This window comes from Herbiconiux sp. FW305-C-125 (assembly GCF_058783455.1).
The window spans coordinates 1247363-1262410 of record NZ_JBYSYO010000001.1; the positions used below are offsets into that span (position 1 = coordinate 1247363).

General features: G+C 72.3%; 9 protein-coding genes and 1 pseudogene. 8 read left to right on the forward strand and 2 right to left on the reverse strand.

The features are described 5' to 3' along the window. Positions 1 to 82: 82 nt before the first annotated feature. Positions 83 to 2134, reverse strand: a complete 2052-nt coding sequence (locus AC3WLB_RS06425) for a vWA domain-containing protein (protein ID WP_492504300.1) — start codon at positions 2132 to 2134, stop codon at positions 83 to 85. A gap of 215 nt (positions 2135 to 2349) precedes the next feature. Then, positions 2350 to 3732, reverse strand: coding sequence for a magnesium chelatase ATPase subunit I (locus AC3WLB_RS06430; protein WP_492504302.1), 1383 nt, complete (start codon positions 3730 to 3732; stop codon positions 2350 to 2352). A 112-nt stretch (positions 3733 to 3844) separates the two neighbouring features. Here AC3WLB_RS06430 and AC3WLB_RS06435 point away from each other — a divergent pair, with 112 nt between their 5' ends. The 8 genes and pseudogenes from AC3WLB_RS06435 to AC3WLB_RS06470 all read left to right on the forward strand — a co-directional run bounded on the left by AC3WLB_RS06435 (position 3845) and on the right by AC3WLB_RS06470 (position 15047). Continuing rightward, the gene (locus AC3WLB_RS06435; RefSeq protein WP_492504304.1) at positions 3845 to 5203 is read left to right on the forward strand and encodes an HNH endonuclease signature motif containing protein; all 1359 of its coding nucleotides are present in this window, start codon (positions 3845 to 3847) and stop codon (positions 5201 to 5203) included. 91 nt (positions 5204 to 5294) lie between these two features. After that, positions 5295 to 5486 (forward strand): annotated as a pseudogene (locus AC3WLB_RS06440) (pentapeptide repeat-containing protein); the annotation flags it as partial. Between the two features lie 50 nt (positions 5487 to 5536). Continuing rightward, the gene (locus AC3WLB_RS06445) at positions 5537 to 6547 is read left to right on the forward strand and encodes a hypothetical protein (protein ID WP_492504691.1); all 1011 of its coding nucleotides are present in this window, start codon (positions 5537 to 5539) and stop codon (positions 6545 to 6547) included. A 90-nt stretch (positions 6548 to 6637) separates the two neighbouring features. Next, positions 6638 to 7834 carry a DNA polymerase IV gene (gene dinB, locus AC3WLB_RS06450; protein WP_492504306.1) on the forward strand — a complete coding sequence of 399 codons (1197 nt, stop codon included), beginning with the start codon at positions 6638 to 6640 and terminating at the stop codon, positions 7832 to 7834. Positions 7835 to 7987: 153 nt separating this feature from the next. Next, positions 7988 to 8632: a hypothetical protein gene (locus AC3WLB_RS06455; protein ID WP_492504308.1), complete on the forward strand. Its 645-nt coding sequence runs from the start codon at positions 7988 to 7990 to the stop codon at positions 8630 to 8632. Then, positions 8629 to 9975, forward strand: coding sequence for a serine/threonine-protein kinase (locus AC3WLB_RS06460; protein WP_492504310.1), 1347 nt, complete (start codon positions 8629 to 8631; stop codon positions 9973 to 9975). Before AC3WLB_RS06455 ends, AC3WLB_RS06460 begins: the two co-directional genes overlap by 4 nt. 1 nt (position 9976) lies before the next feature. Then, a complete protein-coding gene (locus tag AC3WLB_RS06465; protein ID WP_492504312.1) occupies positions 9977 to 14737 on the forward strand; it encodes a type VII secretion EssC family protein in 4761 nt (1586 codons plus the stop codon). A 10-nt stretch (positions 14738 to 14747) separates the two neighbouring features. Beyond that, positions 14748 to 15047 (forward strand): WXG100 family type VII secretion target, encoded by a 300-nt coding sequence (locus AC3WLB_RS06470; protein WP_022895766.1) that lies wholly within the window; start codon positions 14748 to 14750, stop codon positions 15045 to 15047. Position 15048: the final 1 nt, after the last annotated feature.

Genomic DNA, 15048 nt, shown 5'->3' on the forward strand with positions numbered 1-15048 from the left:
CTCGGCCGGCTCGATCGGCTCGGCCTGCTCGGCCTGCTCGGTCGTCGCGGGCTCGTCGGCCGCCGCGGTTTCGTGGCCGGGCTCAGCCGGCCCAGCGCCCCCAGCCGCGCCCGAACATGTCGTCGAACGATCCCGGCGCGCCGAACGGGTCGTCGCCGCGCCGCGAACCGAGGTAGGAACCCACCACCGCCGCGCCCAGGTCGTCGAGCTCGGGCGACACCATCGTGCCCCCCACGCGCTTGGCCATCGACGCGATGAACCGCGCCAGCCCCGGGTCGTCGCCGAGCCGGAAGAACGTCGTCTTCGCCCCGAGTCGCATCGAGTTGTCGAGTTCACGCACCGCGTAGGCCACGGTGACCGGATGCGGCGGGTAGCTGAACGCGATCTCCCCGTTCGGTTCGAGATGCGAGGTGGGTTCGCCGTCGGTGACGATGAGCAGCACCGGCTGGGCATTCGGATGCTTGCGGAAGTGCCGGTTCGCCAGCAGCAGGGCGTGGTGCAGGTTGGTGCCCTTGTCCCACTTGGCCTCGAGCGCCGTGAGCTGCTCGATGTCCATCACCTCGGCGTGCCGGCCGAAGCCGATGAGCTGCAGGTCGTCGCCGCGGAACCGGCTGGTGATGAGCGTGTGCAGGGCCAGCGCCGTGCGCTTCATCGGCACCCACCGGCCGTCCATCGCCATCGAGAAGGAGGTGTCGACCAGCAGGGCGACCGCCGCCTGGGTGCGCGCCTCAGTCTCCTGCACCTCGACGTCGCCGATGCGGATCTGCACCGGCCCGAACGCGCCCCGCTCCCCCGCGCTCCGCGTCACGGCGTTCGTGATCGTGCGCGTCACGTCCCACGGCTCCGTGTCGCCGAAGGCCCACTCACGGGTGGCCCCCGACAGATCGCCGGCGGCACCCGCCTGCCGCAGCTCACGGGCGCCCTGGCGGCCCGACATCCGCTCGGCGACGTCGCGGAGCAGTGCCTTGCCGAGCTGGCGCATGGCCTTCGGGGTCATCTTGAGCTGCCCGTCGGAGCCGCGCTTCATCGTTCCCGAGTCGCGCAGGGCCTTCTCGAGTTGCTGCAGTGTTCGGGCATCCACCGCGGCCTCGGGCCCGAGTTGCCGGGCCAGCGCATCGAGGTCGAGGTCGTCCATGCGCGACCCGTCGTAGGACTGGGAGAGCTGCTCGGCGAGTTGATCGAGGTCGGCCAGGTCTTGGAAGACGCCCGTGCCGTCACCGAGCCCGAGACCTTCCTCGCCGTCGAGGCGCTCCGACCCGCCCCAGTTCTCGCCCGGCCGGAGCTCGCGCAGGTTGCCATCGAGTTCGGCGAGCGTCTGCATGAGCTCGGGCGACCCGAACGCTTGCTGGGCGAGCGCGTCGAGTTCGTCGCGCTGTTCCTGGGTCATGGAGTTGCGCATCCGCTGCGCCGCCGCTGCTCGCTGGGCGAGGGTGTCGAGCAGTTCGTCGATGGTCGACGGGTTCTCGGGGAAGTAGTCGCCGTGCTTCGCCATGAACTCGTCGAACTGCTCCTGCGTGTCGTCGCCGCGCTTGTGCGCCTCGAGCAGGGTGTTGAGGTCGCGCATCATCTCGGTGACGGCGGCCCGATCGGCGTCGGTGGCGTTCTCGAGCGCGTTCTTGAGGCCCGCGAACCGCTGGTCGAGCATCTCGCGCCCGAGGAGGTCTTTGATCTTCTCGAAGTCGGCGCGCGCCTCGCTGCTCTGCCAGTCGTAGCCGTTCAGCTCGCTCACGGCGGCCGCCGGCGACGCGGGGAGGTTGTCGAGCTGCATCTGGGCGAGGGCGCGGTCGCCCTCGTCCATGAGGGCATCGCGGGCGAGCTGCTTGCGCTCGGCGAGCACCGCGCGGTCGAGCAGCTGCTTCACCTCGCGCAGGGTGCCGTCGAGGTTGTGCTTCTGCGTGAGTTCGCGGCGGCGCTCGGCCACCCGGCCGGCGAGGTCGTCGAGCCCCTCCTGGTCGCGGCCGCCCCGGCGCAGGAACTCGCGGAGCGCCTGCTCGGGCGAGTAGCCCGCCATCACGTCTTCGCCGATGGCGTCGAGTGCCTCTTTCAGGTCGATCGGCGGGGCGAGCGGATCGGGCCCGTCGACGTACTTGCCGTACCGGGAGCCGCGCGTGAGCCGCCGGTTCGCCCTAGCCACGATCGCCCCCGTCGCCGTGCGTGCCGACCCTGCCGCCCCCCTCGCCGTGCGTGCCGTGCGTGCCGTGCGTGCCGGCCGCGCGAGATCGGAACGACGGAGAAACGGGCCGGATGTCGGGAACGACGGAGCCAGCCTCCGAGTTTGCCCCGCGCATCCGTCGTTCCGGCGCGCATCTGGCACCGGCATCACCGTCGCCGCCGCGCGGGTACGTGTACTCAGCCATAGATCGTCTCGCCGCCCGCGCTGTCTTTGCTGATCTTGCGGGAGAGGTAGAGGCCCTCGAGAGCGAGCTCGATCGCGCCGGCGCGTTCGCCGTCGTTGCGCGCGCCGAGCCGCTCGCAGATCTCGTCGTAGAGCTCCGACTCCCCGAGCGACGGCAACCCCGCGAGGAAGTCGCGCGCGGCCACCTGTTCACCGGTCGTGACCATCACGCCGCTCTCCAGCGCATCCACCAGCAGTGAGAAGTCGATGCCGCGGAAGTGGGAGCGCACGGTCTCGGCGGTGGCGGTGCGGAGCAGGTGGTCGAGGATCTCGTCTTCGCGCCCCTCCTCCCCCGACTCGAACTCGATCTTGCCGCCGAGCACGTCGACGGCCGTCTCGAGGTCGACCGGGCGGGCCACGGCCTCGGCTTCACCCTGCCGGGTGGCGCGGTGGATGGCCGCGGCCGCGATGGTCTCGGCGCCCGCGATGGCGAAGCGTGCGCTGACGCCGCTCCGCTGGTCGACGGCGCTGGATTCGCGGAGCGCGCGGGTGAAGCGGGCCAGGATCTCGACCAGGTAGTCAGGCACCTCGGCCACGAGCTCGGCCTCCTGCCGGATGACCGCCACCTCGTCGTCGAGCTCCGTGGGGTAGTGGGTGCGGATCTCGGCGCCGAACCGGTCTTTCAGCGGGGTGATGATGCGGCCGCGGTTCGTGTAGTCCTCGGGGTTGGCGCTCGCGACCACGAGCACGTCGAGCGGTAGCCGCAGCACGTAGCCGCGGATCTGGATGTCGCGCTCCTCCATCACGTTGAGCATGGCGACCTGGATGCGTTCGGCCAGGTCGGGCAACTCGTTGATGGCCACGATGCCGCGGTGGGAGCGCGGGATGAGGCCGAAGTGGATGGTCTCCGGGTCGCCGAGGCTCCGGCCCTCCGCCACCTTCATGGGGTCGACGTCGCCGATGAGGTCGGCGACGCTGGTGTCGGGGGTGGCGAGCTTCTCGACGTACCGTTCGTCGCGGTGGCGCCACGCGATGGGGAGGTCGTCGCCGAGTTCGGCCGCGCGGCGCCGGCTGACGCTGGTGATGGGGGAATACGGATGCTCGCCGAGCTCCGACCCGGCGATGACCGGTGACCATTCGTCGAGCAGCCCGCTCAGGGTGCGCAGCAGCCGCGTCTTGCCCTGGCCGCGCTCGCCGAGCAGCACCACGTCGTGCCCGGCGATGAGGGCGCGTTCGAGCTGGGGGATGACCGTGGATTCGAAGCCGTGCAGGCCCGGCCACGGGTCGCGGCCCTCGCGGAGGGCACTGAGCAGGTTGTCGCGGATCTCGGCGCGCAGGGACTTCTCGACGTGCCCGGAAGCCCGGAGTTCGCCGACCGTTTCGATGGTGGGTGGCATCACCTACGCAACGATACGCCGCGCATCCGGCACTGCTGTCGCTTCCAGCGAATCCCCATCTGCCAGCCGCTCGGGACTCGACATTCGAATCTATGTTCGATATAATCGAGTCATGCTCATCACACCCGCCTTCGCCTCTTCGACCGACGTCGTCGAGCCCGCAGACGTGGTGCCTCAGGTGTATTTCAACGCTCGCGAGACGCTGCTGTGGGGCATCGGTTCGGATGCCGATTCGGTGGCGGTGCTGCAACGGCGGCAGGCCATCCTCGAGGCGGGGTCGGTACGGCGGCTCGCGGCAGCTGCTCGCAAGTCCGACAGCCTGGCGCGACTGCCCGGCGGCTCGCTCGAATTCGCCCGGCGTTCCCTGGTGGCCGAGGTCGCCACGACCTTGCTCATCTCGGAGGGCGCAGCCGCATTGCGTATCGATGAGGCCGAGGTTCTGTGCGGTTCGTTGCCGCTCACCCTCGAGGCACTGAGCCGTGGCGACATCAGCTACCAGCACGCACGGGCGGTGGTTCGCCAGGCGCGGTCGTTGCCCGAAGCCGTCCGGGGCGAGTTCGAGGTCGTGGCACTCGCCCGGGCGGCCTCCCAGACCAGCGCGCAGCTCTCGGCCCACGCCCGTGCGGTGCGGGAGCGGATGCACCCCGACTCCATCGACCGGCGCCACCGCGAGGCGCGGGACGAGCGCGCGGTGTGGGTCGAGAACGAGCGCGACGGCATGGCCACCCTGGTGTGTCACCTTCCCGCGGTGTCGGCGTTCGCGATCGACGACACCCTCGATCAACTCGCCCGGTCGCTCCGTGCCCCCGATGAGACGCGCACCCATGCGCAGCTCCGGGCCGACGGCCTCGCCGAGCTGCTCCTGCACCGAGACGGCGACACCGCGGCGCGTGCACGCGGCATCCGGGCGAACATCGTGGTCACGGTGCCGGCGCTGACGCTCCTCGGTCGCTCCGACGAAGCCGCCGAGCTGCAGGGCTACGGGCCGATCGATCACGAGACGAGCCGTCGTCTGGCGGCGGGCGCGGATTCGTGGCTGCGCATCCTCACCCATCCGGTCACCCGCCAGCGCCTCTCGGTCGGCCGTGAGCGCTACAAAGTGCCCGCCGATCTGCGCACCGCTGTCGTTCTCGACGACGTGACCTGTCGCTTCCCCGGTTGCATCCGCCGGGCCGACCGCTGCGACCTCGACCACACCCGCGACTGGGCTCACGCCGGCGAAACGAGCCTCGAGAACCTCTCGGCGCTCTGCCGCCGCCACCACACCCTGAAGCACCAGACGGAGTGGCGGGTTCGGCCCGGTCCAGCGCGTTCACTGGTGTGGACCTCCCCCGCGGGCGCCCGTCATGCCACCGCACCGCCCGATCACACTGCCGCACCACGCCCCGGCCGCGCTCTCGACAACGTGCCAGCGCGCCCTGGCGCTCGCGCTCGCGCCCGCCCCAGCCTTCCCGACGACCCACCGTTCTGAGCTCCCGGGGTGCCGAGTTGAGCCGCTGGGGGCGGCAGAGCAGAAGCGATATGGGAAGGTCGACTATGCGCCAGCGCGACGAGCCGGACGGGTGCAGGCTGGGCGGGGACACGCCGGACGGGCATGCCGGGCGAAAGCACAGCGGTCGGAGGCACAACGGTCGGAGGCACAACGGTCGGGAACAGACCCGCCGACAACACAAGCATGTAGAACCGACCCATGCAGAACAGACCTATCCAGAACAGACCTATCCAGAACAGACCTATCCAGAACAGACCTATCCAGAACAGACCCACCCAGAACGCAACCGCCGAGAACAGACTCACCGAGAACATGCCGGAGGACAGCACGATGGAGCAGCTGCAGATGTACCAGATCGGTCTCGCCGAGGTCGATGGAGAAGTCGTGCGCGAACCCGGTCGGCCGCTCATCGACCTGGCGCGCGAGCGGGAGTGCGAGATCGACACGGGGTCGGCGGCCGATGCGCCGGACTCCGGCTGGCGCCTTCTCGTGCGGCACGACGCGGGGGTGCTGTTCGGTGCGCCGAACCCCGCCGATCCGACGATCTGGCGGGTCGCTCATCTTGACCGGAATGGCGATGGCCGGACCGTGCTGCGGGTTCACCCCGATCCGATGCGGCTGCGACCGGGTCGCGCGGAGCGGCGCAGGGGGCTCGAACTGCGCTGGCCGGCCGTTGCACGCGACCCTGCCGTAGGCACGTTGTTCTCCATCGACGTGGTGAACACCGGCGACCGACGATGGGTTCCGGACGGCGACGGGCAGCGGGTGATCGGAGTGTTCACCACGCCCGGGAACCCGGACTTCTCGTTCGGATGGGCGAGCGTCGGCCGCGAGACCGGCGTGCCTCTCGACCCCGGCGAATACGCCCGAGTGCCCGTCATCATCGACCCGGCATCCTGGAATGGCCTCTCGCCGGGCAGGTACGACCTCCGTGCCTTGCTCATCGATCTCGGTCTCTCGGCTGCGGAGCCGCTGAGCGTTGAATTGACCGACGACATGATCGCCGCACATCGCGTCGCACCCCGCCGGCACTCCCCGCTCGAGCGCCGCCGCCAGACCGAATTCGAGATCGACCGGCTTCGTGCTCAACTCGCCGCCGCGACCGGTCTCACCCCACTGGTCGCCGCCCTGAGCGGGGTGGCGTCGCGCGACGAGGCGATCGCGACAATCCGTGCCGTGCTGGACTGCGGCGCCGCCGCGGCAGAGATCGTCTGGATGACGCCGCTCAGCACGCTGCTCCCACCGGCCGCTTCCGAGCTCGCGGCTCGATTGGCGGCGCTCGAGGAGTCGGGAGGCGACTCGACCATCGGCTCGACGCGCTGAACGGAGCACGCACCGCCTGAGCGAGTCTCGGCCAGCGTCGATGTCGGGGGTGAGTGGGACGATCGGCGGGAGACGAGCACGGGAGGGCGGATGCGAGGCGAAGCGACCGTGCTGCACGCCGACCTCGACGCGTTCTTCGCGTCGGTGGAGCAGCGCGACGCTCCGGCGCTGCGCGGCCGGCCCGTCATCGTGGGCGGCGGCGTGGTGCTCGCCGCGAGCTACGAGGCGAAGGCTCGCGGGGTGCGCACCGCGATGGGCGGCCGGCAGGCGCGCGAGTTGTGCCCGGATGCGGTGGTGGTGCCGCCGCGCATGGAGGCGTACTCCGCGGCCAGCAAAGACGTGTTCGCCATCTTCCGAGACACCACGCCGCTCGTCGAGGGGCTGTCGATCGACGAGGCGTTCCTGGAAGTGGGAGGCCTGCGACGGCTCGCGGGCTCGCCGGAACAGATCGCCGCGACCCTCCGCCGGCGGGTGCGCGCCGAGGTGGGGCTCGCGATCTCGGTGGGCGTCGCCCGCACCAAGTTCCTCGCCAAGGTGGCCAGCGCGGTCAGCAAACCCGACGGCCTGCTCGTCGTCGAGCCCGACGGCGAGCAGGAGTTCCTGCTGCCCCTCCCGGTCGAACGGCTGTGGGGAGTCGGCGCCAAGACGGCCGAGAAGCTGCACGGGCTCGGCATCCGCACCGTGGGTCAGCTCGCCGAGCTCGAGGCCGCGACCGCCGAACGGCTTCTCGGCCGAGCCGCCGGCGCCCATCTGCACGCCCTCGCCCGGCTCCGCGACCCGCGGCCGGTGGACACGACGCGGCGGCGCTCCTCCATCGGGTCTCAGCGCGCCCTCGGCAGCAGACCCCGCTCATCCGAGGAGCTCGACGTCATCCTCAGCCAGATCATCGATCGCCTCGCCCGCCGCCTCCGCGACGGCGACCGGATGTGCCGCACCATCGTGCTGCGACTGCGCTTCGGCGACTTCGCGAAGGCGACCCGGTCGCGCACCCTGCACGCACCGACCGACAGCACGGCGCTGCTGCTCGCCACCGCCCGGGGCCTGCTTGCCGCGGCCCGGCCCGAGCTCAGCGAACGCGGGATCACCCTCATCGGCATCTCGTTCGGGCAGCTGGCGCGCACCGGCAGCATCCAGCCCGAACTGCCGATCGACTGGACCGACGGCGCCGCCCTCGACTCCGTGCTCGATGCGGTGCGCGATCGTTTCGGCGCCGCATCCGTCGCCCGTGCCACCCAACTCGGTCGTGACCCTGGCCTGACCGCCCCGCTGCTGCCGGAGCACCGGTAGCTCATCGCGAGAAGCGGCCTCGGGGTGCGCGCCGACGGTGGCCCGCAATCGGGGGACATTTGGGATGCCTGGCTCTGGCGCTCGGTGGGGCGAACGGATATCTTGAACCTCGACGATCGTGCCATCTCCGCAGACCAGCCGTGAGGCCACCACATGACGACAGAGCCGGGGGACTCTCCGCCTGCCCGTCGGCGCGCGCCGGTCGTCATCCGCTGGGTGTTGCGCGGTCTGCTGGCCGCCGCGCTCGTCGTCTTCGTCACCCTCATCGTGCTGCGGAACGCGGGCACCTCGCAGGTGGCCGCCCCCGAGACCCCGGCTGCGAGCAGCGCGACGCCGAGCAGCACCCCCAGACCGACGCCGACCAAGACGCCGACACCGACGCCCACCCCCACGCCGACGGCCACCACCGACCCGGGCACGGGCGGCGGCACAGGCGGTGGCGGTGGCGGTGGCGCACCCGAAGCACCCGCGAACCCCGGCCCCACCATCACCTCGTTCACCGGCCCCAGCACCGTCACGTGCCCCACGCCGAGCGAAGCCCCGGTTCCCGGCCAAGGCCAGGTGGAGCAGCCCGTGCTCAGCTTCTCCTGGACCGGCACCGGCGCCGATACCGCCTACTTCGGCATACAGACCCGGGATGCCCAGGCCGAGCCGTTCTCCAGCGTCGCCGTGAACGACTCCATCGCCCTCGACTTCCAGTGCCCGCAGTCCAGCCAGATCTACACGATCACCCTGGTGGGCCCTGGTGGCAAGACCAGCCAGACCATCGAGGTCGTGAACACGGGGTACACCGGATGACCGCCGCCCCGCCCCGCCTCCCGGGCTTCGACTTCCTGCAGACCATCGGGTCCGGCGGGTTCGCCGACGTGCACCTCTACGAACAGCACCTGCCCCGCCGCCGCGTCGCCGTGAAGGTGCTGGCCACGAACGAGCTCGACGACCGGGCGGTCGAGCGGTTCCGCGACGAGGCGAACCTCATGGCGCAGTTGTCGACGCATCCGTCGATCGTCACCATCCACCAGGCCGGCATCGCCGAGACCGGGCAGCCGTACCTCGTGATGGAGTACTGCGCCCTGCCGGGCTACGGCGCACGGTTCCGCAGCGAGCAGATCCCGGTCGCCGAGGTGCTCGCCGTGGGCGTGCAGCTCGCGGGCGCGGTCGAGACGGCGCACCGGGCCGGCATCCTGCACCGCGACATCAAGCCCGCGAACGTGCTCGTCACCGACTACCACCGGCCGGCCTTGGCCGATTTCGGCATCGCGGGCACGCTCGGTTCGGCCCAGGTGGTCGACGCCTACTCGGTGCCGTGGGCCGCACCCGAGGTGCTCGGCGACGGCGCCACATTGCGGGTCTCGTCCGACGTGTACGCCCTCGGCGCCACCCTCTACAGCCTGCTCGCCGGCCGTGCGCCGTTCGAGCTGACGAGCGGCGACCCCGGCGGTGGCGCCGACACGGTCGAGGCGATGAGTGCGCGCATCCGCACCGATCCGCTGCCGCCGATCGGCCGAGCGGATGTCCCGCCCGCCGTCGAAGAGGCGCTGGCGGTCGCCCTGTCGGCCTCGCCCGCAGCGCGGTACACCTCGGCCCTCTCTTTCGGCCGAGCGCTGCAGCGGGTGCAGGAGCAGCTCGGCCTCGCAGTGACCCCGATCGACGTGACCGACGACGCCTTCGCGCGCGGGCCCTCCTTCGACGACAGCCGCGCACGACCGGCCGGCACCGCGCCGGTGAGCACGGCACCCGCGACCGCGCCCATCCCGCCGGCCACCGTGCCGCTCGCGGCCGCCTCCACTCAGCCCGCACCGCCGCCCTTCCCGACCGGCGCGACGACCCAGCCGCTCACCGCCCCGACCGAGGCCGTGCCCGCTCCGCTCGCTGAGACACAGCGCGCCGTGCCCGCATTCCCCACTGCACCGCCGGCGGATGCGGTGGGCACCACGCCCCCGCCCTCCCAACCGGCGTACGCCCAGCCGGCCGCAGCCCCGACGGTGCCGCTCGAGTCGACCGTGCGGCGCCCGGCCACGGCCGCGCCCGTCTATACCGCGCCGGTGGCCAAGAAGTCGGTGTGGCCGGGCATCGTGCTCGACGCCGTGCTCGTCGTGGCGGTGGCCGCAGCGGCGGTCGTGTACCTGACGGGCGGCTGAGGTGCGGCTGAAGTTCACCCTGGCCCGGGCATCCGCACCGCCCGCCGACATCGTGGTGACGACGGATGCGACCGCCTCCGTCGGCGACATCGCCACCGCCATCGCCGCCGCCGATCCACTGGCGTCGCACGCGGCGCCTGTCGGGGCCGCCGGGTCACTCACCCTGGCCGTGTCGCCGCCGGCGTTCGCGCGCGAAGCCGTGCTCGCGCCCGGCACGCCGATCGGCGAGGCCGAGATCGGCTCCGGCTTCACCGTGCGGCTGGCTGCCCCGAACGACCCGCACGACCGCGCCGCACCGGGTTCCGCCGCAGGAGGCGCAACCGCCCTCCGCGCCGCAGACGCCACCGCGGTGATCGCGCGCATCCTCACCGGCCCGGATGCCGGCCGCGAGTTCGCCCTGGGTTTCGGTGAGAGCACCATCGGTCGCGACCCGGGCTGCACCATCGTGCTCACCGACCCCCTCGCCTCGAAGCTGCACGCCAAGGTGCTGGTGGGCGACACCATCGAGGTCGCCGACCTCAACTCCGCCAACGGACTGCTCATCGACGGCGGTGTGGTGACGCGGGTCACGGTCGACGAGCACCAGTCGGTGACCATCGGCGACTCCGAGATCGGCTTCCGGCGGGTCGCCCGGCCCGAGCCGGCCACGCCGAGCGCACCGGGCGGACCGGGCGCCCCGGCCTCGAGCCGCGCCCCCGCCGAACGCGGCGGCAGCCTCCCGTTCAACCGCGCCCCGCGGGTCGAGCCGCGCTACCCCGGTCGCGAGTTCACCGCTCCGACCACCCCGGCCGAGCCCGAGAAGACCCGCTTCCCGTGGATCTCGCTCCTCGCGCCACTCATCACCGGGGCCGCGATGTTCGCGCTGTTCCAGAGCGCCTTCGCCCTGCTGTTCGTGGCGCTCGCACCCGTGCTGGTCTTCGGCAGCTACCTCGATGGCGGCCTCAACCGGCGACGCCGCATCGGCACCGACACCGCCCGCTTCGACGAGGAGCTGCACGACCTCTCGGCCGAACTCGCCGCCGAGGTGCCGCGCGAGCGATCGGTGCGCAACACCGAAGCGCCGACCACGGCCGACGTCTACACCGACGCCCTCCAACTCGGCCCCCTGCTCTGGACCAGGCGGCCCGAGCACTGGTCGTTCCTCAACCTGCGCCTCGGCACCGGCACGCTCCCCTCGCGCAACACCGTGTCACGCTCGGAGGCGACGGGACCGGTGGTCGCGGCGCTCGAACACCGCGTCGACGGGGTGCTCGCCCCGTTCGCCGAGATCGCGGACGTACCGCTCGTCGAGAATCCGCGGGCGAGCGGCGGCATCGGTGTGGTGGGGCCGGATGCGGAGGTCGCCGACGTGATGCGGGGCCTCCTCGTGCAGGTGGCGGGCCTGCACTCCCCCGCCGAGGTCGTGCTCGCCGCCATCACGAGCGCGCGCTGGTCGCCCGAGTACGCGTGGCTCGGCTGGCTGCCGCACACCTCCTCGCCGCAATCGCCGCTCGGCGACCAGGTGCACCTCGCCGACAGCGCGGCGACCGGCCTGACCCTGCTCGCGTCGCTGGAGGACCTGGTCGCGGCACGCGCCGGGAGGACCGGCACGCCGGCCGAGCGCGGCGCCCTGCCCGCCGACGACGACGTCACCGCCGCCGGGGCCAGGGTCGGCGAGCCCGGAGCGTCGGACGGCGGCGCCGCCGCCCCGGCCCGCGGTGCCGCCATGCCCGCCGTCGTCGTGCTGGTCACCGACGACGCGCCGGTCGATCGAGCGCGGCTCGTGCAACTCGCCGAGCGCGCCGCGGAGGCGAACGTCTATCTGCTCTGGGCGGCGCCCTCGGCGCGCGAGCTGCCCGCAGTGTGCCGGAGCTGGGTCGACCTGGCCGGGCAACAGGCGGGAAGCGCATCCGTCTCGCTGGTGCGGCTCGGCCGTGCCGTGCACGGGGTGCGCTGCGAGCGCGTCGACCGTGAGCAGGCCACTGCCCTCGCGCGTCGGCTCGCGCCCCTCGTCGACTCGGGGGCGCGCATCGACGACTCGAGCGATCTGCCGCCGTCGGTGTCGTTCCTGACCCTGGTGGGCTCGGATTTCGCCGAGTCGCCCGCCGCCGTGGTCGACCGCTGGCGCCAGAACGACTCGTTGCTCGATCGGGACGAGCTCGGCACCGCCGACGGCGCCGGGGGCGCACCGGCGCCCCGTGCGCCACGGCGCGCCGGCAGCCTGCGGGCCCTGGTCGGCAACTCGGGCATCGACGCCATGCACCTCGACCTGCGCCTGCAAGGCCCGCACGCGCTGGTGGGCGGCACGACCGGATCGGGCAAATCGGAGTTCTTGCAGGCCTGGGTGCTCGGGATGGCCGCCGAGTACAGCCCCGACCGGGTCACCTTCCTCTTCGTCGACTACAAGGGCGGCTCGGCGTTCGCCGAGTGCGTGACCCTGCCGCACGCGGTGGGCCTCGTCACCGACCTGAGCCCGCACCTCGTGCGTCGCGCGCTCACGAGCCTGCGCGCCGAGTTGCAGCACCGCGAGCGCCTGCTCGGGCGCAAGAAGGCGAAAGACCTGCTCGAGCTGGAGAAACGCGGCGACCCGGAGTGCCCGCCCGCGCTCGTGATCGTCATCGACGAGTTCGCGGCGCTCGCCACCGATGTGCCCGAGTTCGTCGACGGCGTGGTCGACATCGCGCAGCGCGGCCGCTCGCTCGGCATCCACCTCATCATGGCCACCCAGCGGCCGGCCGGCGTGATCAAGGACAACCTGCGCGCCAACACCAACCTCCGCGTCGCCCTGCGGATGGCCGACGAGCACGACTCGACGGATGTCATCGGCGAGAAGACGGCGGCCTGGTTCGACCCGGCACTCCCCGGGCGCGCGGTGGCCAAGACCGGGCCGGGCAAGCTCACGCCGTTCCAGACCGCGTACGTGGGCGGCTGGACCCGCAGCGAACCCGAGCGCGCGAGCGTGAAGGTGGCCGAGCTGCGGTTCGGCGCCGAGATCGTGTGGGAGCCTCGGGTGGCCGACGTCGCCGCGCTCCGGCGCGACGAGACCGGGCCGAACGACGAGTCACGCGTGGTGTCGACCATCGGCACCGCCGCAGCGATCGCCGGCGTACCGGCTCCGCGGCGGCCATGGCTGGATGAGCTCGCGGCGACGTACGATCTCGCCGCGCTGCCGGAGGCCGATGGCGCCGCAGCGCCCGGCGGAGCGCTCACCTTCGGGCTGGCCGACCTGCCCGAGCGGCAGACCCAGGAGCCCGTCGCGTTCTTCCCCGATGCCGACGGCCACCTCGCCGTCTACGGCACCAGCGGCTCGGGCAAGACGGTGACGCTCCGCACCGTCGCGGTGGCGGCGTCGCTGGCGGCCGGCGATCCGGCGTCCATCTACGCCCTCGACTTCGCCGGCGGCGGCCTCCGGATGCTCGAGCAACTGCCCACCGTCGGTTCGGTGATCGCGGGCGACGACCCCGAACGCGTGGCCCGGCTGCTGCGCACCCTCAACGCGCTCATCGACGAACGGGGGCGCGCCTTCTCGGCGGTGAACGCCGGCTCGCTCGACGACTACCGCGAGCTCTCGGGCGCGGCGGCCGGCCGGGCCGGCACCGCGCCCGGCGCCCTGGTGCCGCGCGTGCTGCTGCTCATCGACGGGTTCCCGGCGTTCCGCGCGGAGTGGGAGACCGCATCCGGTCGCCTGGCGCGCTACGGCGAGTTCCTGCGGGTGCTCACCGAGGGCCGGCGCCTCGGCGTGCACGTCGTTTTCAGCGCCGACCGGCCGGGCAGCGTGCCCTCCTCGGTGAGTTCGGCGGTGCCGCGGCGCGTGGTGCTCCGCATGGCCGACGACTCGGCCTACCTCATGCTCGACGCCCCCGACGACGTGCTGAGCGCGGCGTCGCCCGCGGGCCGCGCGATCGTCGACGGTCACGAGACGCAGATCGCCGTGCTCGGCGGCTCGCGCAACGTGCTCGAGCAGGCCGGGGCCTTGGAGCGGCTCGGCGCCGAGCTCCGCGCACAGCTCCGCGCACAGGGGCTGACGGATGTCGCGGGCGTCGGCTCGCTGCCCACCGAGGTCGCTCTGACCGAGCTACCGGTCGAGGTGAAGGGCCGGCCTGTCGCCGGTGTCTCCGACGACGACCTCGCGCCGATCGGCTTCGACCCGGTCGGGTTGCTCCTCGTCGCGGGCGGCCCGGCGAGCGGGCGCTCGAACGCGGTGCTCGCGCTCACGCAGTCGCTGCGGCGGTGGCGGCCCGGCATCGCGCTCTACTACCTCGGCCAGCGCCGCTCCGCGCTCCTCGGCGCGGTGCCGTGGACCGAGACGGCCACCGATCCGGATGCGGTCGCCCAGCTCGCGCGCCGGCTCGCCGCCGAGATCACGGCCGCCGACGCCGCAGCCGACGCCACCGAGCCTGCAGCACCCGTCGCCGTGATCGTCGAGAGCATCGCCGACTTCCTCTCCACCCCCGCCGACGCCGCGATCGTCGAATTGACCCGTGCCGTCAAGCGCAGCGAGCACCTGCTCGTGGCCGAGGCGGAGACCAGTGCCTGGAGTTCGTCGTGGCCACTCTTGGCCGAGGTCAAGAACGCGCGCCGCGGCATCCTCCTCCAACCCGAACCCGCTGAAGGGGAGACGGTGCTGCGCACCGCCCTCCCGCGCGCCGCACGCTCGGAGTTCCCTCCGGGCCGCGGCTACCTGGTGGCCGCAGGCAAGGCCACCCGGGTGCAGCTGCCGCTGGCGGCCGCTCCCAGCACCAGCACCACCGATCCGGCCGCCGACATCGCGGCCCGCCCCTAAGGAGAACACCATGGCCAACCTCAACGTCACCTACGAAGAGATGAACGACGCCGCCGCGCGGTTGGACGCCGGCCGGGACTCGATGACGAACACACTGACGGAGCTGCGGAACCTGATCGACCAGCTCGTGGCGAACGGCTTCCAGACCCAGCTGGCCTCGGGCGCATTCAAGGACACCTACGAGCAGTTCACCACCGGCACCACCCAGGCGGTCGGCGGCCTCGACGGCATGGCGAAGTTCCTGCGCGGCGCCGCCACCGCCATGCAGAACACCGACGAGCAGCTCGCCCGCTCGATCCAGCAGAACTGAC

Excerpts from the sequence above, each read along its gene's own strand:
- AC3WLB_RS06430 (WP_492504302.1), bottom strand. The coding sequence starts at position 3,732 with ATGCCACCCACCATCGAAACGGTCGGCGAACTCCGGGCTTCCGGGCAC.
- AC3WLB_RS06435 (WP_492504304.1), top strand. The coding sequence starts at position 3,845 with ATGCTCATCACACCCGCCTTCGCCTCTTCGACCGACGTCGTCGAGCCC.
- AC3WLB_RS06445 (WP_492504691.1), top strand. The coding sequence starts at position 5,537 with ATGCCGGAGGACAGCACGATGGAGCAGCTGCAGATGTACCAGATCGGT.
- dinB (WP_492504306.1), top strand. The coding sequence starts at position 6,638 with ATGCGAGGCGAAGCGACCGTGCTGCACGCCGACCTCGACGCGTTCTTC.
- AC3WLB_RS06455 (WP_492504308.1), top strand. The coding sequence starts at position 7,988 with ATGACGACAGAGCCGGGGGACTCTCCGCCTGCCCGTCGGCGCGCGCCG.
- AC3WLB_RS06460 (WP_492504310.1), top strand. The coding sequence starts at position 8,629 with ATGACCGCCGCCCCGCCCCGCCTCCCGGGCTTCGACTTCCTGCAGACC.
- AC3WLB_RS06470 (WP_022895766.1), top strand. The coding sequence starts at position 14,748 with ATGGCCAACCTCAACGTCACCTACGAAGAGATGAACGACGCCGCCGCG.